Here is a 21,808-nt window from a genome sequence, read left to right on the forward strand (position 1 = left end):
AGAGGTACTCATGTCCAACGTATTTATCATTGGCGGCGCAGGCAACATTGGCCGTCGTCTGACATCACTGCTGGCCGCAAACGGGCACGTTGCGCGCCCGCTGTTTCGTAAGGCGGAACAGGAACAGCCTTTGCGTGAACTGGGTGCTGAGCCGGTTAACGGCGATTTAACCGCGCTGGACGCAACATCCCTGGCCGCGCTAATGGCGGGCAGCGATGTGGTGGTGTTTACCGCTGGTGCCGGTGGCAAAGGTGGTGAAGAGATGACAAACGTCATTGATGGTAAAGGATTAACCACCGCGGTTGCTGCCGCGCAGCAGGCTGGCATCTCGCGCTTTTTGCTGGTCTCAGCCTTCCCCGAAGCTGGCAGAAACAAAAACCTCTCCGCCACCTTCGAGAACTACATGCGCGTGAAGAAAGCAGCCGATGTCGAGCTGGCGCAAAGCGATCTGGATTGGGTAATTTTACGCCCCGGAACGCTAACGGATGAGAAAGGCCAAGGCAAGGTGCGTGCCGGTTTGGCGATCCCCTATGGCGACATTCCTCGCGATGACGTAGCGGCGACACTGGCTGAACTCATCGCAAAACCGGCTGTCAGCCGCGTGATCATTGAGTTGACCAGCGGAGAAATGCCGGTGCGCGAAGCGATTAAACCACTGGCATCACGCTAGCGCCTTCAACTCTCGGCTTCATCCAATGAACGCAAATGATCCTTTTTATTCAGCGTCATCAGCGCCGGAATACTGATCGCAGCCGTAACCATGATGTACCAGGCGGGGATATCGAGATTCCCCGTTTGCTTAATCAGGGAGGTGATAATCAATCCGGCACAACCTGAGAAAACCGCGTTAGAGAGTGAATAAGCCAGACCCAGCCCGGTATAGCGAACGCGCGTCGGGAACATTTCAGCTAGCATCGCCGGGCCTGGTCCTGCCAGCAATCCAACAATTCCACCCGCAACAAACACCACCAGCGCCTTGATCAACAGCGTTGAAGAGTCGGCCTGCAACACTTTCAGTAACGGTAATGCCAGCACCAGCAACAAGCATGCCGCGAGAACCATCACGCTGCGGCGTCCAATTTTATCGCTAAGAATGCCTGCAGGGATGATGGTCGCAGCAAAGCCAAGGTTGGAAATCACCGCAATCAACAGCGCCTGGTTAAAGCCGGTGTGCAGCGAAGATTGCAGATAGGTTGGCATGATCACCAGATAGGTATAACCCGCCGCTGACCACACCATCACGCGGCTGATTGCCAGCAGGATAATCCTGAGCGTTGCGGCAAAACTGGCGCTCACCGCCGCTGGCTGATGCGCATTTTTCGTTTGTTGCTGACGCACAAAACTGGGCGTTTCTTCCATGCTGTAGCGCAGCCACAGCGCCACAATCCCCATCGGCAAGGCGAGGAAGAAAGGAATGCGCCAGCCCCAACTGTGCATCTCATCTGCACTCAGCACCGCCGACAGCAATGCGACAATGCCAGCGCCCGCCAGCAGGCCCAACGCCACGGTGAATGATTGCCATGCCCCGTAACGCCCACGCTGCCCCTTGGGGGCAAATTCCGTCATCAGTGACACCGCGCCGCCGTATTCACCTCCGGCAAACAAGCCCTGCAGAATACGCAGCCCGGTAATGATCAGTGGTGCCGCCACGCCAATGCTGGCATAGGTGGGAATAACGCCGATCGCAGTCGTCACCAGCGTCATCATGATCAAGACAAAAATCAGCGTAGGCTTGCGCCCAATACGATCGCCCATGCGGCCAAAAAATATCGCGCCCAACGGACGGAAGAAAAAGGCGATGGCGAAGGAGGCGTAGGTAAGAATAATGCCGGTCAGCTCGGCTTCACCCTGCAGGCGAAAGAAGTTCTGCGCGATCACCGTCGCGAGGAAGCCATACACCGCAAACTCGTACCATTCAATGAAATTGCCCACTGAACCGGCGATTAAGGCGCCCTTCTGTGCATCCGTTGTAGTTTGAGGCATTGGCATTTAACGCTCCCAGAAAAAGATTATCCGCTGATAAATCTTACTTACGCAGCCACTGCCCATTGATGCCGCGCACATACTCGCCGCTACCCGCGCGATTCACCAGCTTCTCGCCGGCAATGCGCGCCACTTCACTGGCGCTCAGGTTATTTTGCTGCGCCACACGCTGATACTGCTGCAGGCGGCCATCGTTGATGCGCTTGACCAGCGCCAGCGTTTCTTCGTCCTGCTGACGCGCCGCCACATAGCCGCTGAGCGTTTCGCCCACGCGCCCTTGTTGACGCGCCTCATCCAGCGTGAGCGCCCAGGCAGAAGGCATCAGCAGCAGCGCCGCCAGCAGCGCGATCCCCTTGCGTTTCATCATGCTTCTCCTCAAAACAGTCCGCTCTGGTTCTTCAGCAGCGCTTCCACATCTTTATCCACCTTGATGTGAATCTCATGCTCAATTTTGACGTTCATATTGATGGTGATCGGCTCTTTTGGCGCCGCAACTTCAATGCGCGGCACGCAGCCAATCAGTGGCAGCCAGGCTGCCAGCACCAGTAATGCCCTGAGGCTCATGGTTGGGGATCCTTCTTCGAGGGTAAGGTGGCATTTTGCTCCACCCAGGATTGCAAATTATCGCCAAAGCGCAGGCTGCGCCACAGCTGGAACAAATTTTCCTGATGCCGGTAGTTCAGATTAACGGTCTGTCGGCGGTTGCTGAACTGGCTCACGCCTTTTACTTCGGATTGCATGATCAGATTGCCGAAGTTATCCAGATCGATAGTGGCCCACGAGCGCGAGATTTCCATGTAGCGCAGCCAATCCAGCGCCGCGCCAGCCGCAAAGTTATTGCTGACAATGGCATCCGCCATATCTTTATCCAGCCGGAAGGTCAGCGGGCCGCTATTGGCGATCCAGCCCTTTTCAATCAGCCATTGCGGATTATTCACCCACAGCGGCAACTCGCCATTGACCTTGCCGGACATGGCAAATTGCTTGGGTTTAATCGCGCTGACCAGCTTGCTGAGATTGATCTCTTTCAGCGAGACGCGGGCCGCTTCATGCTGCGGCATGCGCAGCTCGGGCATGCTGACGTGTCCGCCCAACAAATCCAGATTGACGTTGCTGAGCGTTAACGGCTGGCGCTCCTGCCACGGATAGTGACCTTGCAAATCAGCGGTGATGTTTTGCAGCGAGAACTGATTTTTCACTTCGGCGATACGCAGTGAAACCGGACCGCGCCGTCCAAGCTGCCATTGATGATCCTTCAGGCGGAACGGCAGCGAGAAATCGATGCCGTTGATTTCACTGTCCGGCATCCATAGGCTACCGTTTTTCACCGTCCAGTGACCGCCTGCTTCGAAGCCCTGCTCGCTGGCCGCCGAGAATGCTACCTGCGCGCGCAGTTCACCCGACTGAATCCTCATTTTTAAATCGCTGCTGAGCAGCGGCTGGAACACCGTCAATGATTGCGCTGGCCACCAGGCTTCGCCACGCAGACGTTCGCCGTCCCAGCGGCCATGTACGCGTACCGGGCCAATATCCTCCGCCGTCAGCTGACCGCGCCAGATAAACTGGCTGGGATCGCTGCCTTTGGCTTCAAAATTGAGTTCTGATGGCGGCAGCCAGCCGCCATAACTGAATTGAGTTTGACCTGATTTCAGCGTGAAGCCACCGTTAAACGCCGGATGCTCAGGATCACGCTGCCAGCGCACCGGCGCGTTGAGCGTCAGGCGCGGTTTAGCCACTTGCACCATGCCATACGCCAGCTGATCGAAACCGGTATTCAGCGTGTCGAGGCTGATCAAGGTGTCCTGCCAACTGCCGGTGCCCTTCACGTCCCATTTGGCAGAGAGCGGCTCGATCTGACCGTCCCCCCAATAACGCCAGTTCCACACGCCGCTGTCCGGCCAGAAATCGCTGGCGCGGCCATCGAGATGCAACCTGAAGCGACCAAAGCTGGGATCGTGTGCCTTGAGGATCGCCTGCAGGCGACCATTAATGCCGCGCGACGCCACCGTCACGCCCGCCAACGGCCAGCGCGCTTCATCCACTTCCAGCGTTGAGAGCAAGCGACCGCGCAAACGCAGCAACGCGCCTTGTTTTAGGCTCAACTGCGGATCGGTCAGCACGCCATGCAGCAAGCCGGGCATGCTGCCAAACAGCTGCAGATCGGCGAATTTGCTTTCGCCGGTCAACTGGAAAGGCAAAACGCTGTCGACCATGCTCAGTTTGCCTGGGCCAACGCTTAATACCAGATTGCCTTTGCCGCCGCGCCCTTGCGTCAGCAGATTGAATCGCCCGCTGACCAGCGTGTTTTCCAGCCCTTGCTGCCAGTTTTCCAGCGTCACTGCCATGCCGCCCGACAGCGGCTGATCGGCCTGCGGCCAGCGCCATTGGCCTTGCGTAATACGAATCTGCCGCTCGTCGACCTGCCACGGCAGCTGCAGCAGCGGCTGATCGTCATCCTGCTGTTTCACCGTCAATGTGCCTTGCTGTTGCTGCCAGTTAAGCGTCAGCGCCAGCGGCTGCGGCCACTGCACAACATTGAGATCGGCACTGAGTTCGCCCGCCACCGGCAAGCCATCAGCAAAAGTTGGCAAAGTGACATCGCCATGCAGATTGAGCGGTTTTGGGAGTAGAGGATGACTGAGCTGGAGCTGGGCAATCTGCAGCAACTGACCTTGCAAACGCGCATCCACATTGAGGTTGTCGCCCTGATAATGCAGCTGCTGCACATCTTTATCTAAGGTGAGGTCAAAACGACCGGCATATTGTTGCCACGGCAGAATGGTGATTTTTTGCAGATGCACATCGGCGCCAGGCAACATCTTCTGCCAGTCGGCCAGGCTGCGTGGCGCACCGCTGGCTTCGCTGTGCGGCAGCGATTGCAGGCAGTCGCTGTTAAGTTGCACTTCATCGGCGCTGAGCTGCCAGCGCTTTTGCTGCCAACCAAGCGCCGCATCGCTGACGTTTGCCAGTTCACAATCGCCCGCCAGATAACGCACCGCTGGGAAATGCAGCGCACCTTGCTGCCAGCGCGGCGTGCCGTTGAGTTCCACGCGGGTATTTGCGGGCAGCCAGATACCGGCCAGACGCGGCAACCATTGCGTGAGCGTCAGCAGCAATCCCAATAGCAGCAGTATCAGCGCCAGCAGCGCAGCAAGTGTTCGGCGAAGGCCACGCGTCATGGCAGTTAACGTTCCTGTTCTTTACACAATCCTGACGAGGAGCCAAATGATGGCATGTTACGTCCGGCAAATGAAGGTGTTAGCGACATAGTCTGGCTGAAGAACAGCAAAATGACGCGGAAAACGTTATCCTGTTGTGATACCGACGTTGCATTTTTCAGGAGCGAAACAATGAAAGTTGCGGTTTACAGCACCAAGCATTACGACCAGAAATACCTTGAACACGTCAACAGCAGCTACGGATTTGAGCTGCAGTTTTTTGACTTCCTGCTGACACCGGCGACGGCGAAAAACGCCGCGGGCTGTGATGCAGTGTGTATTTTCGTCAACGATGATGCCAGCAAAGAGGTACTGGAAGAGTTGGCGGCGCTGGGCGTGAAGCACATTGCGCTGCGCTGTGCCGGTTTCAATAACGTTGATCTCGCGGCAGCGAAAGCGCTGGGCTTAAACGTAGTGCGCGTTCCGGCGTATTCACCGGAAGCGGTGGCCGAACATGCGATTGGCCTGATGATGACGCTGAATCGTCGCATTCATCGCGCCTATCAACGCACGCGCGATGCCAACTTCTCGCTGGATGGTTTAACCGGCTTCAACATGCACAACAAAACTGCGGGCGTGGTCGGGACCGGCAAAATTGGTATCGCAGCGATGAGAATCCTTAAGGGATTTGGCATGCGCCTGCTGGCGTTCGATCCCTATCCAAGCCAAGCGGCGCTGGAGCTGGGTGCGGAGTATGTTGATCTCAAAACGCTGTTCGCTGAAGCCGATGTAATTACATTGCACTGCCCGCTTACGCCGGAAAATCACCATCTGCTTAACGCACAGGCGTTCAGCCAAATGAAAGATGGCGTGATGATCATCAACACCAGCCGTGGCGGTTTGATTGATTCACAGGCAGCGATCGATGCGCTTAAACAGCAGAAGATTGGTTCGTTGGGGATGGATGTATACGAAAACGAGCGCGATCTGTTCTTTGAAGACAAATCGAATGACGTGATTCAGGATGATGTGTTTCGTCGTCTGTCGGCCTGTCACAACGTGCTGTTCACCGGCCATCAGGCTTTCCTGACCGCCGAAGCATTGACAGCGATTTCAGAAACCACGCTCAGCAACTTGCAGCAGTTGGAACGCGGCGAAACCAGCCCGAATCAGGTCACTGCTTAATCTTTCTGCGCCTGCCTTAGCGGGCGCAGCTTCCACCCATCAGCGCCTGCTCGTCACAGCGACGACCATTAGCCAACTGGCACATACCGATGCGTGAGCCGTCTAACTGACGCGAAAACGCCAGCGATCCCCCGGCATTACTACAATTCACTTCAGCCATTGATGACATCACAACGCGCGGTTGTACGTGGGCGGCAGTAGCTTGTTGCGGCGGTTCGTTGTCACTGTTGCTGCTGCAGGCAGAAAGTAACAAGGTAGCGCCAGCCAGCAGGAAGAGAGCGGCTTTCATCGATGGGGCTCCGGGGATTGAGCGAAAAAGTCGCACCAGAATATGTCAGGTGCGGTGAGGGATCGATAGGCGACACAGCTTTTTACAAAATTTAATTTCATTGTTTACAAGCAGAATTATCCTGTTTGAGATATTTCCGCCCTTTTCACCCGGCGGATTGTTTGTTTATCAACCACTAAGGAGAGAACGATGTTGACGGATATGCTTATCCGCATCGCGCTGGCCGGGATTCTCGGCGGACTGATTGGCCTGGAACGGCAGCTGCGCGCCAAAGAGGCCGGTTTGCGCACCCATATTCTGGTCGGTATCGGCAGCGCGATGTTTATGCTGGTATCGAAATATGGCTTTGCCGATATGTTAGTCAGCGATCATGTGGCGCTCGATCCCAGCCGTATTGCAGCGCAGGTGGTGAGCGGCATGGGCTTTCTTGGTGCCGGCACCATCATTATTCAGAAGCAAGTGGTGAAAGGTCTCACCACCGCCGCCGGTTTATGGGTTACTGCGGCGATTGGTCTGGTGATCGGTAGCGGCATGTATGAGATCGGCATTTATGGCACCGTGCTGGCGCTGGTGGTGCTGGAAACGTTTCGTCGCATCAGTCACTGGCTGATTGGCCGTCATCATACGCTGCTGGTGCATCTCAAACCGAAAAGCGTGCCGCTGGTGCTACTGGTGCTGCAGCGCGAGAATGTGCGCTACGGCCATATCGCCGTGGTGAACCGTGATGAAGAGATTGGCCTATGCGAATTAAGCGTAGAGGTGACATTGTCACGACGCACGCCGATGCACAACATCTATGACAAAGTGATGGAAATCAAAGGCGTTCAGTCGCTGGAGATGATGTAAAAATCAGCAATGTTAGATTCCGGTGCGCTGCCATCTCGCAAGCACACAGATGAAAAAGTCGCGTCAGAGCCCTTTGCTAAACTGAACTGATAACCCCCGTAAATTTTGCGGGTTTCTCAGCGTAGCAAAGGACGATTTATGATTACCGTCGACGGTAACGGTGCAGTGGCTTCAGTCGCCTTCCGCACCAGCGAAGTGATTGCCATTTATCCCATCACGCCCAGCTCGACCATGGCCGAGCTGGCGGATAGTTGGTCAGGCGAAGGCCGCCGTAATATCTGGGGCGATGTGCCGCGCGTGGTTGAGATGCAATCGGAAGGCGGCGCGATCGCCACCGTGCACGGCGCGCTGCAAACCGGCGCACTCTCAACTACATTCACCTCGTCGCAGGGATTGCTGTTGATGATCCCGACGCTCTACAAACTGGCGGGCCAGCTGACGCCGTTTGTTCTGCACGTCGCGGCGCGTACCGTGGCGACGCACGCGCTGTCGATTTTTGGCGATCACTCCGATGTTATGGCGGTGCGACAAACCGGCTGCGCGCAGCTCTGCGCCTCGAGCGTGCAGGAAGCGCAGGATTTTGCCCTGATTTCACAAATCGCCTCACTAAATAGCCGCATCCCTTTTATCCACTTCTTCGATGGCTTCCGCACCTCGCATGAGATCAATAAAATCGTGCCGATCAGCGATGAAACCTTACAGGCGCTGATGCCCGCCGAAGCGATTAACGCCCATCGTGCCCGTGCGTTAACACCGGATCGCCCGACGATTCGCGGCACATCCGCCAATCCTGATACCTATTTCCAGTCACGCGAAGCCACTAACCGCTGGTATGACGATTGCACCCAGCACGTAGAAGCCGCGATGACTGCGTTTGGCGAAAATACCGGCCGCCACTATCAGCCGTTTGAGTATTACGGCCATCCGCAGGCCGAGCGCGTCATTGTGATGATGGGATCCGGCTGCGGCACCGCCGAAGAAGCGATTGATGAGATGCTGCAACGCGGCGAGAAAGTCGGGCTGGTTAAAGTACGCCTCTATCGCCCATTTTCGGCAGCGCATTTGCTGCAAAAGATCCCCGCTTCCGCCAAACGTATTGCGGTGCTTGATCGCACCAAGGAGCCCGGCGCGCTCGGCGAACCGCTGTTCCTGGATGTGATGACCGCGCTGGCTGAAGCCTACAGCCGTGGCGATCGCGCGTCGCTGCCGAAGGTGATCGGCGGTCGCTATGGTTTGTCGTCGAAAGAGTTCGCACCCGATGCGGTGCTGGCAGTGTTTCGTGCCTTGTTGCGTGATCAACCGCCGGCGCGTTTTACCGTCGGCATTTATGACGACGTCACCCATCTTTCGTTGCCGATCGAAGCCAATATCGTGCCGAATCGCGCGCGGCTCGAAGCGCTGTTTTATGGTTTGGGCAGCGACGGCAGCGTCAGCGCCAGCAAAAACAACCTGAAGATAATCGGCAACGCCACGCCGTGGCACGTGCAGGGTTATTTCGTCTACGACTCGAAGAAAGCTGGCGGCCTGACGGTTTCCCATCTGCGCGTCAGTGAATATCCGATTCAATCCGCCTATCTGATTCAGCAAGCCGACTTCATTGGCTGCCATCAGCTGCAGTTTATCGATAAGTATTCCATGCTCGATCAGCTTAAGCCGGGCGGGATTTTTCTGCTCAATACGCCTTACAGCGCTGATGAAGTGTGGTCGCGCCTGCCGCAGGAAGTGCAGAGCCAGCTCAACGATAAACAGGCGCGATTCTATGCGATAAACGCGGCGCGTATCGCCCGCGAATGCCAGCTGGGCGCGCGCATCAACACCGTGATGCAGATGGCCTTTTTCCATCTGACCCAGATTTTGCCTGGCGATAGCGCGTTAACCGAACTGCAAAACGCCATTGCCCGCAGCTACAGCAGCAAAGGCGAAGAGCTGGTGCAGCGCAACTGGCAAGCGCTGGCGATGGCACAACAAGCGCTCCAGGCGGTGCCGCTGCAGCCGGTAGACGATCGCAGTCCGCATCGCCCGCCGGTGGTCTCGGATAGCGCACCCGATTTTGTCAAAACCGTCACCGCCGCGATGCTGGCCGGCCTTGGCGATAAACTGCCGGTTTCGGCGCTGCCGCCGGATGGAACCTGGCCGGTTGGCACCACTAAGTGGGAAAAACGTAATATCGCCGAAGCCGTGCCGATCTGGCAGCCCGATCTCTGTACCCAGTGCAATCATTGCGTTGCCGCCTGCCCGCACTCGGCGATTCGTGCCAAAGTGGTTGATCCTGCAGCGCTAGCAGATGTGCCAGCTTCGCTCGCTTCACTGGATGTAAAATCGCGCGATATGCGCGGACAGAAATACGTGTTGCAAGTGGCACCGGAAGATTGCACCGGCTGTAACCTGTGCGTAGAAGTGTGCCCGGCCAGCGATCGCCAGCATCCGGAAATCAAAGCCATCAACATGAAATCACGCCTCGAGCATGTTGAGACGGAAAAGGCCAATTATGATGCCTTCCTCGCGCTGCCTGAGATCACCGCCGAGCAGCTGGAACGCATTGATATCCGCACCTCTCAGCTGATCACGCCGCTGTTTGAGTATTCTGGTGCCTGTTCGGGCTGCGGGGAAACACCCTATATCAAACTGCTGACGCAGCTGTATGGCGATCGCCTGCTGATTGCCAATGCCACCGGCTGCTCCTCCATTTACGGCGGCAATCTGCCTTCTACACCTTACACCACCAATGCCGAAGGTCGCGGTCCCGCGTGGGCGAATTCGCTGTTTGAAGATAACGCCGAATTTGGCCTGGGCTTCCGTTTAAGCGTCGACCAGCAGAAACAGCGCGCGCTCAGATTACTGGATCAATGCGCGGCGCAGTTACCGGCGGAATTGGTTGACGCGCTAAAAGGTGACAATGTCACGATATCGCAACGACGCGAGCAAATTGAACAGCTGCGCGCCCTGCTTGCTGCGTCATCGCAACCGGAAGCTAAAGCGTTAAACGAAGCAGCCGATGCGCTGGTAGAGAAATCGGTCTGGCTGATTGGTGGCGATGGCTGGGCGTACGACATTGGTTACGGCGGACTCGATCACGTAATGAGCCTGAGCGAAAACGTCAATGTGCTGGTACTGGATACGCAGTGCTACTCGAATACTGGCGGACAGGCATCAAAAGCGACGCCGCTCGGCGCGGTGACCAAGTTCGGCGAACAAGGTAAACGTAAGGCGCGGAAGGATCTTGGCATGTCGACGCTGCTGTACGGGCATGTGTATGTGGCGCAGATTTCACTGGGCGCACAACTCAATCAAACCGTAAAAGCTATTCAGGAAGCGGAAGCCTGGCCGGGGCCGTCACTGATCATCGCTTACAGCCCGTGCGAAGAGCATGGCTACGATCTTGCTTATAGTCACGAACAGATGCGCCTGCTAACCACCAGCGGTTTCTGGCCGCTGTATCGCTTTGATCCACGACGCGCCGAGCAAGGTAAAGCCGCGCTGGCGCTGGATTCGCGTCCGCCAAATTCCGAACTGGAACAGGCATTGATGAATGAGCAGCGTTTCCGCCAGTTGCAAACCCAGCGGCCTGAAGAAGCGTCGCAGTTGTGGCGTGATGCAACCGAAGCCGCCAGTCAGCGTTATCAGCGGCTGGCGGAGTTAGCAGGTAAAACGGAGAAAAGCGAGTAGATTAAAAAGCCCGACGCTTAAGCAGTAAATTGCCTATGTATGAAGGTGCGCATGAATGCGCACCCTACGAAAACCTCGCCAAACCGCTGTAGGGTCGCCATTCATGGCGACCGAAAGACGATTAACTGATGAGCATTACCGTCGTTATGGCAAGGCGTGCTACTGCGTTATCATCAGAAAAGAGATCACTTCAGGCTAGCATTCGCGCCCGCAATCCGTACCATACGCAGTCATGTTTATAGGGTTTATTGCCGCTGAAGATTGCTTCAGCCGCTAACGGCCCTCGCCTTCACTCTCAAGCGTGAAAATAATGTCAGAAAATCAAGAAGTAACAAAAAAAGAGCAGTACAACCTCAACAAACTGCAGAAGCGTTTACGTCGCAACGTGGGCGAAGCCATTGCTGACTTCAACATGATTGAAGAAGGCGATCGCATCATGGTTTGTCTGTCTGGTGGTAAAGACAGCTACACCATGCTTGAAATCCTGCGTAATTTGCAGCAGAGCGCGCCGGTCAACTTCTCGCTGGTGGCGGTAAATCTCGATCAGAAACAGCCCGGTTTTCCAGAGCATATTTTGCCGGCTTATCTGGAACAACAGGGCGTTGAATACCACATCGTTAACGAAGACACTTATTCCATCGTTAAAGATAAAATTCCTGAAGGCAAAACCACCTGCTCGCTCTGTTCGCGTCTGCGCCGCGGTATTCTGTATCGCACTGCCACCGAGTTGGGCTGTACCAAGATCGCCTTAGGTCACCACCGCGACGATATCCTGCAGACCATGTTCCTCAACATGTTCTACGGCGGCAAGATGAAAGGCATGCCACCAAAACTGATGAGCGATGACGGTAAACATATCGTGATTCGTCCGTTGGCTTACTGCCGTGAGAAAGACATTATTCGTTTTGCAGAAGCGCGCCAGTTCCCAATCATTCCTTGCAACCTGTGCGGTTCGCAGCCGAATCTGCAACGTCAGGTGGTTGCCGACATGCTGCGCGACTGGGATAAACGTTATCCGGGCCGTATCGAAACCATGTTCACCGCGATGCAGAATGTGGTGCCATCACATATGGCCGACATCAATCTGTTCGATTTCAAAGGCATCAAACACGGTGATGCCGTGGTAGATGGCGGTGATTTGGCGTTTGATCGCGAAAGCTTACCGGTGCAGCCTGCGGGCTGGCAGCCAGAAGAGGACGACGCGCCCAATCTCAGCGTGCGTCTTGATGTGCTGGAAATTAAATAATCGGATTTGCTGTGAAATAAGGCGCGTCGCTTCGGCTACGCGCCTTTTTTATTAGCGGTGCGGTGGTGGATCCTGGATCGGTGGAAATTCGGGATCGTACGGCGGCTGTACGGGTGGTATCGGCTGCGGTTGTGGAATCGGTTCGGGAATCGGTGGTGGATCGGTAGGAATTGGTTCGCTGGCAATGATCGCTTGCATGCCCTTCTCCTTGTCACTGAATGTCCTTTAAGCATAGGAAAGGATGAGTATTCAAGCCAAGCGGGCAAAAAAAAGCCGGCGGATAGGCCGGCGTCGTACGAATCAAATGTGCTATGCAGTAATTCAAAAAAGGAAGTAAGACAATATGGAGCGCAACGCCCATCGCTTGACGTTGCATTCACCTGCGGGAAAGAGTTTGCCCCGATTGCCCTGGCGGGATATTGATATCGATCAGGTTTATTCCGCTTTTATGCCTTACAACCATTTGCGCCGTTTCAGCCATATCGCCACACCGCCCACCATCGCCAGCAGCAGCACGCAGAAGGCGGTGAAGCCCAGCGCCCAATTGCCGCCGGGAATGCCGCCGAGGTTGACGCCGAATAAACCGGTAAGAAACGTGGCCGGCAGGAAGATCATCGCCATCAACGACATAGTATAAGTGCGGCGGTTCATCGATTCCGCAAGGATTGACGCCACTTCATCCGCCAGAATTGAGGTTCGCGCCACGCCCGCATTGAGATCGTCCAGTCCACGTCCGAGACGATCGGCAACTTCTTGCATGCGGCGGCGGTCGTCGTCATTCATCCACGCCATCTTTTCGATAGCCAGCCGCGCATAGACATCGCGCTGCGGTGCCATATAACGACGCATCACAATCAATTGCTTACGCAGCAGCGCCAAATCGCCGCGCGCAGGCACTTCCTGATTCATCAACGCATCTTCCAGTTCGATAATTTTATCGTGCATCTCTTCGATAAATTCACTGGCGTGATCGGTTAACGCATCGCACACATCCACCAGCCAGCTGCCGCCATCAACCGGACCATTACCGTTTTGCAGATCGGTCAGCACGGCATCAATGGCGTACACTTTGCGACGGCGCGTCGAGACAATCAGCTTGTCGTTGATAAACACGCGCATTGCCACCAGCTGATCCGGACGCGAATCGGCGTTGTGGTTCACGCTACGCAGTACAATCATGAAGCCGTCGCCAAGGCGCGTCACGCGTGGACGCATGCTGTCGCCCGCCAGCGCATCACGCACTGAATCGGGGATCAGCGGCGTGTTTTGCAGCCATTCCGCACTTTGACGTTGGGTGTAATTAAGGTGCAACCAGCAGGGACGTTCGCAGTTGATGACATCTTTATCTTCGATGGGGATCATGCCGCCTGCGCCATCCAGCTGACAGGACACAATGGCATCGGATACTTGTAACGCTTTTCCTTCAATGACGTTCACGAACTCGCCTCACTATCAAAATCAATACGATACAGTCTAGCGTGGCGCAGACCAGTTGCAATCATCAGGCTGTGAGCAAAGATGACAGGCGGTCACAATCATTTGTAGGGTCGCCATTTATGGCGACCGATTAGACTCAGTGCTTCTCAATCCACAGTTCGCGGCTGTACGCCACGTCTTCAGGATTGGTGATCGGATATCCTTTCACCCACGGCTTGATCAAGCGGCCGTTGGTATATTGATAGATCGGCGCGATCGGTGCCTGATCGGCGATGATCTGCTCGGCTTTGTTGTAATCGGTGTTACGCGCCGCCACGCTAGTTTCGGTGCTGGCTTTGGTAATCACCGCATCGTAATCGGCACTGCGGAAGCGCGCGATATTGCCGGTGTGGGTCGAGGTCAGCAGACTAAGGAAGGTTGAAGGCTCATTATAATCGCCGATCCACGAGGCGCGGATCACATCGAAATTGCCGCTGTTACGGCTGTCGATATAGGTTTTCCACTCCTGATTTTGCAAGGTGACATCCACGCCGAGATTCTTCTTCCACATTGAAGCTACCGCGATAGCGATTTTCTGATGGCTTTCCGAGGTGTTGTAGAGCAGCGACAAATGCAGCGGTTTGCCGGGTCCATAACCTGCCGCCGTCAGCAACGCTTTGGCCTGCGCGTTCAGCTCCTGTTGGCTATGTTGCTGCAGATAGCTTTTCATCGGAGTGAAACCGGCGGTAACGTCCGGCGTAAAGTGCCAGGCCGGTTTCTCGCCGGTGCCCAATACTTTCTCCGCGATAATACGACGATCGATGCTCCACGACAGCGCCTTACGCACGCGTACATCGGCGGTTGGCCCTTTCTCGGTATTGAATGCGTAATAATAGGTGCCGAGCTGATCCGGCGTATACACCTGGCCAGGCAACTCTTTCTTCAGCAGCGCGTACATGTTTTTCGGGAAGGATTCGGTGATATCGATATCATTGGCGCGATAGCGCTTAGTGGCGCTGGACTCTTCATTAATCGGGATAAAGGTGACTTTGGTCAGCACCGATTTTTTGTCATCCCAATAGTTGGCATTGCGCACCAGCACGATTTTTTCGTTTACTACGCGATCCTGCAGCTGATAAGCGCCATTGCCGACCAGCTTGCCCGGAGACGTCCAGCTATCACCCTCTTTTTCAATCACTTTCTGCGATACCGGATACATCGCGGCATTGGCAACCATACTCGGGAACCACGGCACAGGGCGTGACAATGTCACCTTGAGGTGTGTTGCATCGGTCGCCGTCACGCCCAGTTTATCGGCGCTCATCTGTCCTTTAGTGATCGCTTCCGCGTTTTCAATGCCGCTCAGCGCAGCAAACCAGGCAAACGGCGAACTGTTCTTCGGTTCAACTAAACGTTGCCAGCTATAGACAAAATCCTGTGCGGTAACCGGCTCACCATTCGACCAGCGCGCATCTTTGCGCAGGGTAAAGATCCAGGTTTTGTTATCGTTGCTGCTCCAGCTTTGCGCCACGCCGGGAACGATCTTTCCGTGGGCATCCTGATTGGTCAGCCCTTCAAACAGATCGCGCATCACCTGAATTTCCGGCAGGCCAACCGCCTTCATCGGATCGAGTGAAGCGGGTTCATCTTTGATATGGCGAACGATTTCCTGGGTGCTGGCCAGCTGTGCGCCCGACGGCACGTTGGCGGCGAATGCGGGTGAGACTGCACTGGCTACAATTAACGCAGTCAGCGTCTTGCGGAACGTTAGTTTCATCACCACTCCTTTACGCGAAAAAAATGGCGACCGCGAAGAGATTGTGTCGCCAGCAACGTTTGGCACTTTATCGCAAATTGCTGATTGATATATAGCTATTTCCCCGCAGGCTATTTACCGTTATGTTGAGGCTGGATTCCCGGTCACATTTTTTACCTTGAGCGCCAGAAGGTTTTTGGCGGTGTTGGAAGCATTTCAGAGAGGAACGTCATGTCGTCATACCATCCACGTCCGCTGCGCGGCAAGCTGGACGCTGTCTGGCAACAATACGGGCAATCGGTGCTGGGCGCGCCGCTGCTGTGGTTTCCGGCACCCGCCGCCGATGCCGAAAGCGGGCTGATTATTGCTGGCACGCACGGCGACGAGAATGCTGCGATTGCCACTTTATCCGGTGCGATGCGCACCTTGCCGGAGGCGCTGCGGCGTCATCACGTTGTTCTGGCCGTCAATCCCGATGGTTGTCAGTTGGGGCTGCGCGCCAACGCCAACGGCGTCGATCTCAACCGTAATTTCCCCGCCGCTAACTGGCAGAATGGCGACACGGTGTATCGCTGGAACAGTGAAGCGGATGAGCGCGATGTGGTGCTTTCAACCGGATCAGGTCCCTCTTCCGAACCGGAAACCCGCGCGCTGTGCCAGCTGATTCATCAGATTAAACCGCGCTGGGTGGTTTCGTGGCATGAACCGCTGGCCTGCATTGACGATCCACACCACAGCGATTTAGCAAAGTGGCTGGCGCAGCAGACCGCGCTGCCGGTGGTGAGTAGCGTGGGTTATGCCACGCCGGGTTCGTTTGGCAGCTGGTGTGACGATCTCGGCCTGTTATGCATTACCGCCGAGATGCCGCCGATTTCAGTCGACGAAGCCACCGAAGTCTATCTGGAAGCGATGATCAATCTGCTGCGCTGGCAGCCAGCGGCTTGAGTACGCCGTGAGAGAAGTGCAGCGACGGTTCAACATCGGCCGCAAGCCAGGTTGGACCGTCGAGATCGGCGAATGTCGCCTGCGCCGTCAGCGGTAATGCCGCACGAATCGCCCGTGACGTGCAGAGCATGCAGCCAAGCATAATGGCGAATCCCTGTTGCTGCGCCGCCTCTGCCAGCGCCAGCGCTTCGGTTAATCCCCCGGTTTTATCCAGCTTGATATTCACCATCTCATAGCGCCCTTTCAGCAGCGCCAGGCTTTCACGCGTGTGACAGCTTTCATCGGCGCAGATCGGCAGCGGATGAATAAAATTGCCCAGCGCGCTGTCTTCTGCGGCAGGCAGCGGCTGTTCCAGCATGGCGACGTTGAGATCGGCCAGCAGCTGACAGCGTGCCGCCAGGCCTTCGGCATGCCAGGATTCATTGGCATCAACAATCAAGGTGGCGTCCGGTACCGCACTGCGTATCGCCACTAAACGTTCGCTGATCAGGTGATCGTCCATTTTGATCTTCAATAAACGCGCGCCATGCTGCCACAATGCCTGCGCGCTGCTGGCCATCGCATCAGGCGTATCGATGCTGATGGTGTGCGCGGTAACAATTTCGTCGGCCAGTGGCACAGCGCACAATTGCACCAGACTTTCGCCCTGCTGCTGTCGCGCCAAATCCCACAGTGCGCAGTCGATGGCGTTGCGCGCCGCGCCCGCCGGTAACGCCTGTTGCAGCGCTTCACGCGTCATGCCGCTTTGCAACGCACTCAGTTGAGAAGCGATCTGCTTGAGCACCGATTCCTCGCTTTCACCGTAGCGCGCGTACGGCGTGGCTTCCCCGACGCCTTTAACGCCATCCTGCTCGATCTCTACCACCACAACATGCGCCTCAGTGCGGCTGCCGCGTGAAATAACAAACGGCGAATGTAACGGCCAGGCTTCCGGATAACTCTTCACTGTTCTCATTATTTCTCCTTAAATCCGTCGCTTAAATGCGAGCCGGCTCGATTATCGCCAGGAAATGCGCTCGTAAACCCTTAAAAATTATGTCATAAACACACGCTATATCTTAAAAGTCAGATATTTCATCGTTAAAAAAAGGAAATCACATGTCTCAGACTGTTCACTTTCAGGGCAATCCGGTGCCGGTTGCAGGCCAGTTCCCACAAGTTGGCGAGCAAGCTAAACCTTTCAGCCTGGTCGCCAAAGATCTTGCTGACGTATCCCTGGCTAATTATGCAGGCAAACGCAAAGTTCTGAACATTTTCCCAAGTATTGATACTGGCGTGTGTGCGGCATCGGTGCGTAAGTTTAATGAGCGCTCAGGTGAAGCGGACAACACGGTCGTACTGTGCATCTCTTCCGATCTGCCTTTCGCTCAATCACGCTTCTGTGGCGCAGAGAACGTCAGCAACGTGATCACGCTCTCTTCCCTGCGTGGCGCTGAGTTCAAAGAAAACTATGGCGTGGCGATTACGGATGGCCCGCTGAAAGGCCTGACCGCGCGTGCCGTGGTGGTGCTGGATGAAAACGATAAAGTGATTTACAGCGAGCTGGTGAATGAAATCACCGAAGAGCCAAACTACGATGCGGCGCTGGCTGCGCTGAAGTAATTTTTGCTCGCTGTTTAGGCGAAACAGAAAGCACCGAATGATTAATTCTTCGGTGCTTTTTTTATGCCCGCCTTCAACTCAACTCCCTTTTTAACCCGTTGATTTTTCGTGATACGCAGCACTTCTTCCTGCCCTGTTGCATTTTTACTGTGATTCTTGTTACCCGTATCACATTAATCAAAAAACATAAAACCCGTAACAGATCCCGCAATTGTTCCCATCCGCTTCGCTACCTATAACTAACCGTCAATTGCCCTTAAGCGATTCAGAGACAGGCGGGAATCTTTATGCAAGCAAGCTTATCCATTAAAGAAAAAATCAGTTACGGCCTTGGTGATATGGCCAGCCATATCGCCATCGATAACGTCATTATTTTTCTCACCTTTTATTACACCGATGTGGTGGGCCTGCCAGCGATCTTTGTCGGCACGCTGTTTTTACTGGCGCGCGTTGCCGATGCGGTGATCGATCCGGCAATGGGAATGGTGGCTGACCGAACCCGTTCACGTTGGGGCAAATTTCGTCCCTGGTTATTGATGCTGGCAGTACCGTTCGGCGTGAGTTGTATGCTGATTTATGCGGTGCCGGAAAGCCTGTCGCTCACCGGAAAGATGATTTACGCCGCCGTGACCTACAGCCTGATGATGCTGATGTACACCGCCATCAATATTCCTTACTGCTCAATGGGCGCGATTATTACCGCCGATGATAATCAACGCATCTCCCTGCAATCCTGGCGATTCTTCCTGGCCACGCTGGGCGGCGCGATGTCCACTTTCCTGATGATCCCGCTCGCCACCTGGCTGGGCGGTGGCAACAAACTGGACGGTTACTTCGCGGCAATGTCGATTATGGCGACGCTGGCAACCTTGCTGTTCTTTATCTGCTTCCTCAACACCCGCGAACGTATCAATGCGCCCGCCAACCACGGCAATTTTCTCGCCGATCTGCGCGATTTGCTACGGAACGATCAGTGGCGTGTGGTCGCATTGCTGGTGTTCTGCAATATCTCGTTCGGCGTGGTGCGGCTCGGCGCGATGATGTATTACGTCACCTATTTTCTCGGTAATGCCAGCCTCTTCATGTGGCTGCTGGCCGCGCATATCGTCGGCAAAAGCGTCGGTAGCGTGCTGGCAAAACTGCTGACGCGCCGCCTAAACAAAATCACCGCCTTTACCCTCAGCGCCATCACTGCCGGTGTGTTAAGTATCAGCATCGTGTTCCTGCCGGGATCGCTGGCGCTGTTAGTCGGCATGACGTTCATCGTATCAAGCTTCTATCAGGTCACCACCACGCTGATGTGGGTGATGATGGCCGATGTGGTGGATTACGGTGAATATCGTCAGGGCAAGCGCCTCGATGGCACCGTCTTCTCCACGCTACTCGCCGTATTGAAAATGGGCATGGCGATCAGCGGCGCGATTGTTGGCTGGACGCTTGGTCTGAGCGGTTACGTTGCTCAGGCACCGCATCAGCAGCCTGCCGCGATGATGGCCATCGTGGCGCTGTTTTCAGTGGTTCCCGGTCTGCTGTCACTGTTAAGCGCGCTGGCGATGCGCGGCTACAAACTTAACGATGCCACCATGCGCACCATCAATCAGAACAAAGTGTCAGCCCAACCGGCTGCAACGGCTTCCACCCTTTTACAACCACAGGAGTTGTCATGAGTGAATTACGCGCCGAATCCCAGCGTATTATCTGGACATTTGACCGTCAGACGCTGGTTATCGAACCCTGGGGCGCGCATAGCCTGCGAGTACGAGCCACCTGTCAGCCTGAACTGATCGACCATGACTGGGCGTTGTTGGCGCCTGCGATTTGTGAGGTGCAGATCCAGCGCGAGCAGGAATCTCTCAGCCTGCGTAACGGCAACATTACCGCCACGCTGAATATTCGCGGCCAGCTGGCTTTTTACAATCAACATGGAGAACTGCTGCTGGAGGAGTTCTGGCGTCAGCGCAGCACCGTGGGCATCGGTGCCAGCGAAAAGAGTCAGGACAAATACATCAGCGCCCTGAAGCTGGATGCGCGCGCCTTTCGACCAATTCCGGGAGGGAAATATCAGCTCAGCGTGCGCTTTGAAGCGCGTGCGGAGGAGAAAATTTATGGCATGGGCCAGTATCAGCAGGATTGTCTCGATCTAAAAGGCTGCACGCTGGAGCTGGCACAGCGCAACTCGCAGGCCAGCGTGCCGTTTATGGTGTCCAACCTCGGCTATGGCTTGCTGTGGCATAACCCGGCCATCGGCGAAGTGACCTTTGGTAAAAATGGCACACGCTGGCAGGCCGAAGTAACCGATCAGATGGATTACTGGATCACCGCAGGCGATACACCGGCTGAGATCGTGCGCCAGTATGGCCGCGCTACCGGCACAGCACCGATGATGCCTAGCTTTGCTACCGGCTTCTGGCAATGCAAACTGCGCTATCGCACTCAGCAGGAAGTGCTGGAGGTGGCGCGCGAATATCGCCGTCTGCAGCTGCCGCTCTCGGTGATTGTCATCGACTTTTTCCACTGGCCAAATCAGGGAACCTGGTGTTTCGATGCGCGCGACTGGCCGGATCCGCGAGCCATGGTGCAGGAGCTCAAAGAGATGGGCATCGAAACTATGGTGTCGGTGTGGCCCACGGTGGATAGCCGCAGTGATAACTATCGTCTGATGAAATCCAAAGGCTTGCTGGTCAACAGCGAACGCGGCGTATCCGTGAACCTCGATTTCATGGGCAACACCACCTTTTTTGACGCCACGCATCCCGCCGCACGCGAGTTCGTCTGGCAAGAAGTTAAGCGCAACTATTATGACCACGGCATCCGCACCTTCTGGCTCGATGAAGCGGAACCGGAATATCGCGCCTACGATTTTGATAACTACCGCTATCATCTCGGTCCGGTTCAGGAAGTGGGCAATATCTATCCGCAGTTGTTTGCCCGCGGATTTTATGAAGGTCTGCAACAACAAGGCGAGAGCGAGATCGTCAACCTGGTGCGCTGCGCCTGGGCGGGCAGCCAGCGTTATGGCGTGCTTGCCTGGTCGGGCGACGTTCACTCCTCGTTCCATGCCTTACGTAATCAGTTCACAGCCGGGCTGAATATGGCAATGGCGGGAATTCCGTGGTGGACCACCGACATCGGCGGTTTTCAGGGCGGAAATATTCATGACCCGGCGTTTCATGAACTGCTAATCCGTTGGTTCCAGTGGGCGGTATTCTGTCCGGTGATGCGTCTGCATGGATACCGCGAGCCACAGATTGCACCTGAAGAATCCTGGCGTGATGGTATTGCGCAGTGTAACAGCGGCTCACCAAACGAGGTTTGGAGCTACGGTGAGGAGAATTACGCGCTGATGAAAAGTTGCCTGCTGCAACGTGAGCAGATTCGCCCCTATATTGATGGCCTAATGCGCGAAGCCCATGAGCTCGGCGATCCAGTGATGCGTCCGCTGTTCTATCACTACCCGCAGCAGCCAGAGAGCTGGCAAGTGGAAGATCAGTATCTGCTGGGCCGTGACCTGCTGGTAGCGCCGGTGCTGCATGACGGGCAGCGTGAACGTGAAGTATGGTTACCTGCTGGTGAGCAATGGATTGCGCGTAACGGCGAGTGCTATCAAGGCGGACAACGCATTAGCGTCGCCGCACCATTGAGCGAGATTCCGGTGTTTAAGCGGGAAGGAAGTCAGGTAGATATTCGCGCACCCGGCTAAAACCAGCTAAAAAAAA

Annotated in this window: 18 protein-coding genes; 9 read left to right on the forward strand and 9 right to left on the reverse strand. The window is 55.5% G+C overall.

Annotation, left to right across the window (positions count from 1 at the left end; translation table 11 throughout):
* Nucleotides 1-10: 10 nt before the first annotated feature.
* The gene (locus FHW71_RS00520) at nucleotides 11-670 is read left to right on the forward strand and encodes an NAD(P)-binding oxidoreductase (RefSeq protein WP_179450737.1); all 660 of its coding nucleotides are present in this window, start codon (nucleotides 11-13) and stop codon (nucleotides 668-670) included.
* Between the two features lie 5 nt (nucleotides 671-675).
* On the opposite strand, the gene FHW71_RS00525 is transcribed toward FHW71_RS00520, so the two are convergent.
* Genes FHW71_RS00525 through FHW71_RS00540 form a run of 4 tightly spaced genes read right to left on the reverse strand, consistent with a single transcriptional unit; the run spans nucleotide 676 to nucleotide 5,162 of the window.
* Complete coding sequence (locus FHW71_RS00525; protein ID WP_179450735.1) at nucleotides 676-1,989, reverse strand: MFS transporter; 1,314 nt, start codon at nucleotides 1,987-1,989, stop codon at nucleotides 676-678.
* Nucleotides 1,990-2,026: 37 nt separating this feature from the next.
* Nucleotides 2,027-2,347, reverse strand: coding sequence for a YdbL family protein (locus tag FHW71_RS00530; protein ID WP_008106428.1), 321 nt, complete (start codon nucleotides 2,345-2,347; stop codon nucleotides 2,027-2,029).
* Nucleotides 2,348-2,358: 11 nt separating this feature from the next.
* On the reverse strand, nucleotides 2,359-2,547 hold the full coding sequence (locus FHW71_RS00535; protein WP_008106429.1) for a YnbE family lipoprotein: 189 nt from the start codon (nucleotides 2,545-2,547) through the stop codon (nucleotides 2,359-2,361).
* Complete coding sequence (locus tag FHW71_RS00540) at nucleotides 2,544-5,162, reverse strand: YdbH family protein (RefSeq protein WP_179450733.1); 2,619 nt, start codon at nucleotides 5,160-5,162, stop codon at nucleotides 2,544-2,546. The genes FHW71_RS00535 and FHW71_RS00540 overlap by 4 nt, the downstream gene beginning before the upstream one ends.
* A gap of 171 nt (nucleotides 5,163-5,333) precedes the next feature.
* Here FHW71_RS00540 and FHW71_RS00545 point away from each other — a divergent pair, with 171 nt between their 5' ends.
* The gene (locus FHW71_RS00545) at nucleotides 5,334-6,326 is read left to right on the forward strand and encodes a 2-hydroxyacid dehydrogenase (RefSeq protein WP_179450731.1); all 993 of its coding nucleotides are present in this window, start codon (nucleotides 5,334-5,336) and stop codon (nucleotides 6,324-6,326) included.
* Between the two features lie 16 nt (nucleotides 6,327-6,342).
* Here the strand turns inward: FHW71_RS00545 and FHW71_RS00550 are convergent, their stop codons facing one another.
* Nucleotides 6,343-6,615, reverse strand: coding sequence for a DUF333 domain-containing protein (locus FHW71_RS00550; protein WP_061718809.1), 273 nt, complete (start codon nucleotides 6,613-6,615; stop codon nucleotides 6,343-6,345).
* Between the two features lie 189 nt (nucleotides 6,616-6,804).
* Between FHW71_RS00550 and FHW71_RS00555 the strand changes: the two genes are divergently transcribed.
* From FHW71_RS00555 to ttcA, 3 genes are all read left to right on the forward strand, one after another.
* Nucleotides 6,805-7,461 (forward strand): MgtC/SapB family protein, encoded by a 657-nt coding sequence (locus FHW71_RS00555; protein WP_008106437.1) that lies wholly within the window; start codon nucleotides 6,805-6,807, stop codon nucleotides 7,459-7,461.
* 138 nt (nucleotides 7,462-7,599) lie between these two features.
* A complete protein-coding gene (gene nifJ, locus FHW71_RS00560; protein WP_179450729.1) occupies nucleotides 7,600-11,127 on the forward strand; it encodes a pyruvate:ferredoxin (flavodoxin) oxidoreductase in 3,528 nt (1,175 codons plus the stop codon).
* A gap of 310 nt (nucleotides 11,128-11,437) precedes the next feature.
* Entirely contained in the window at nucleotides 11,438-12,373 is a 936-nt protein-coding gene (ttcA, locus tag FHW71_RS00565; RefSeq protein WP_008106443.1) for a tRNA 2-thiocytidine(32) synthetase TtcA, read from the forward strand.
* Nucleotides 12,374-12,424: 51 nt separating this feature from the next.
* Here the strand turns inward: ttcA and FHW71_RS00570 are convergent, their stop codons facing one another.
* The 3 genes from FHW71_RS00570 to FHW71_RS00580 all read right to left on the reverse strand — a co-directional run bounded on the left by FHW71_RS00570 (nucleotide 12,425) and on the right by FHW71_RS00580 (nucleotide 15,566).
* Nucleotides 12,425-12,571 (reverse strand): hypothetical protein, encoded by a 147-nt coding sequence (locus tag FHW71_RS00570; RefSeq protein WP_179450727.1) that lies wholly within the window; start codon nucleotides 12,569-12,571, stop codon nucleotides 12,425-12,427.
* 255 nt (nucleotides 12,572-12,826) lie between these two features.
* Nucleotides 12,827-13,810, reverse strand: coding sequence for a zinc transporter ZntB (zntB, locus tag FHW71_RS00575; RefSeq protein WP_008106446.1), 984 nt, complete (start codon nucleotides 13,808-13,810; stop codon nucleotides 12,827-12,829).
* 136 nt (nucleotides 13,811-13,946) lie between these two features.
* The gene (locus tag FHW71_RS00580) at nucleotides 13,947-15,566 is read right to left on the reverse strand and encodes a peptide ABC transporter substrate-binding protein (protein ID WP_061718806.1); all 1,620 of its coding nucleotides are present in this window, start codon (nucleotides 15,564-15,566) and stop codon (nucleotides 13,947-13,949) included.
* A 210-nt stretch (nucleotides 15,567-15,776) separates the two neighbouring features.
* Here FHW71_RS00580 and mpaA point away from each other — a divergent pair, with 210 nt between their 5' ends.
* Nucleotides 15,777-16,490: a murein tripeptide amidase MpaA gene (gene mpaA / locus FHW71_RS00585; RefSeq protein ID WP_008106450.1), complete on the forward strand. Its 714-nt coding sequence runs from the start codon at nucleotides 15,777-15,779 to the stop codon at nucleotides 16,488-16,490.
* Here mpaA and ycjG read toward each other — a convergent pair.
* Nucleotides 16,459-17,445: an L-Ala-D/L-Glu epimerase gene (gene ycjG / locus FHW71_RS00590; protein ID WP_179450725.1), complete on the reverse strand. Its 987-nt coding sequence runs from the start codon at nucleotides 17,443-17,445 to the stop codon at nucleotides 16,459-16,461. The two genes, mpaA and ycjG, sit on opposite strands and share 32 nt — an antisense overlap.
* A 143-nt stretch (nucleotides 17,446-17,588) precedes the next feature.
* Here ycjG and tpx point away from each other — a divergent pair, with 143 nt between their 5' ends.
* The 3 genes from tpx to FHW71_RS00605 all read left to right on the forward strand — a co-directional run bounded on the left by tpx (nucleotide 17,589) and on the right by FHW71_RS00605 (nucleotide 21,792).
* Nucleotides 17,589-18,092: a thiol peroxidase gene (gene tpx / locus FHW71_RS00595; RefSeq protein WP_061718804.1), complete on the forward strand. Its 504-nt coding sequence runs from the start codon at nucleotides 17,589-17,591 to the stop codon at nucleotides 18,090-18,092.
* A gap of 287 nt (nucleotides 18,093-18,379) precedes the next feature.
* Nucleotides 18,380-19,759: a glycoside-pentoside-hexuronide (GPH):cation symporter gene (locus FHW71_RS00600; RefSeq protein ID WP_061718803.1), complete on the forward strand. Its 1,380-nt coding sequence runs from the start codon at nucleotides 18,380-18,382 to the stop codon at nucleotides 19,757-19,759.
* A complete protein-coding gene (locus FHW71_RS00605) occupies nucleotides 19,756-21,792 on the forward strand; it encodes a glycoside hydrolase family 31 protein (RefSeq protein ID WP_179450723.1) in 2,037 nt (678 codons plus the stop codon). Before FHW71_RS00600 ends, FHW71_RS00605 begins: the two co-directional genes overlap by 4 nt.
* Nucleotides 21,793-21,808 lie beyond the last annotated feature (16 nt).

It is taken from the genome of Enterobacter sp. Sphag1F (assembly GCF_014193275.1).
Taxonomy (GTDB): domain Bacteria; phylum Pseudomonadota; class Gammaproteobacteria; order Enterobacterales; family Enterobacteriaceae; genus Pantoea; species Pantoea symbiotica.

Bases quoted from the DNA above. Each gene is read 5' to 3' on its own strand.
- ycjG (WP_179450725.1), bottom strand. From the start codon at position 17,445: ATGAGAACAGTGAAGAGTTATCCGGAAGCCTGGCCGTTACATTCGCCG.
- FHW71_RS00580 (WP_061718806.1), bottom strand. From the start codon at position 15,566: ATGAAACTAACGTTCCGCAAGACGCTGACTGCGTTAATTGTAGCCAGT.
- FHW71_RS00520 (WP_179450737.1), top strand. From the start codon at position 11: ATGTCCAACGTATTTATCATTGGCGGCGCAGGCAACATTGGCCGTCGT.
- nifJ (WP_179450729.1), top strand. From the start codon at position 7,600: ATGATTACCGTCGACGGTAACGGTGCAGTGGCTTCAGTCGCCTTCCGC.
- FHW71_RS00545 (WP_179450731.1), top strand. From the start codon at position 5,334: ATGAAAGTTGCGGTTTACAGCACCAAGCATTACGACCAGAAATACCTT.
- ttcA (WP_008106443.1), top strand. From the start codon at position 11,438: ATGTCAGAAAATCAAGAAGTAACAAAAAAAGAGCAGTACAACCTCAAC.
- FHW71_RS00540 (WP_179450733.1), bottom strand. From the start codon at position 5,162: ATGACGCGTGGCCTTCGCCGAACACTTGCTGCGCTGCTGGCGCTGATA.
- tpx (WP_061718804.1), top strand. From the start codon at position 17,589: ATGTCTCAGACTGTTCACTTTCAGGGCAATCCGGTGCCGGTTGCAGGC.
- FHW71_RS00600 (WP_061718803.1), top strand. From the start codon at position 18,380: ATGCAAGCAAGCTTATCCATTAAAGAAAAAATCAGTTACGGCCTTGGT.
- FHW71_RS00525 (WP_179450735.1), bottom strand. From the start codon at position 1,989: ATGCCAATGCCTCAAACTACAACGGATGCACAGAAGGGCGCCTTAATC.
- mpaA (WP_008106450.1), top strand. From the start codon at position 15,777: ATGTCGTCATACCATCCACGTCCGCTGCGCGGCAAGCTGGACGCTGTC.
- FHW71_RS00555 (WP_008106437.1), top strand. From the start codon at position 6,805: ATGTTGACGGATATGCTTATCCGCATCGCGCTGGCCGGGATTCTCGGC.
- FHW71_RS00570 (WP_179450727.1), bottom strand. From the start codon at position 12,571: ATGCAAGCGATCATTGCCAGCGAACCAATTCCTACCGATCCACCACCG.
- FHW71_RS00550 (WP_061718809.1), bottom strand. From the start codon at position 6,615: ATGAAAGCCGCTCTCTTCCTGCTGGCTGGCGCTACCTTGTTACTTTCT.
- FHW71_RS00605 (WP_179450723.1), top strand. From the start codon at position 19,756: ATGAGTGAATTACGCGCCGAATCCCAGCGTATTATCTGGACATTTGAC.
- FHW71_RS00535 (WP_008106429.1), bottom strand. From the start codon at position 2,547: ATGAGCCTCAGGGCATTACTGGTGCTGGCAGCCTGGCTGCCACTGATT.
- FHW71_RS00530 (WP_008106428.1), bottom strand. From the start codon at position 2,347: ATGAAACGCAAGGGGATCGCGCTGCTGGCGGCGCTGCTGCTGATGCCT.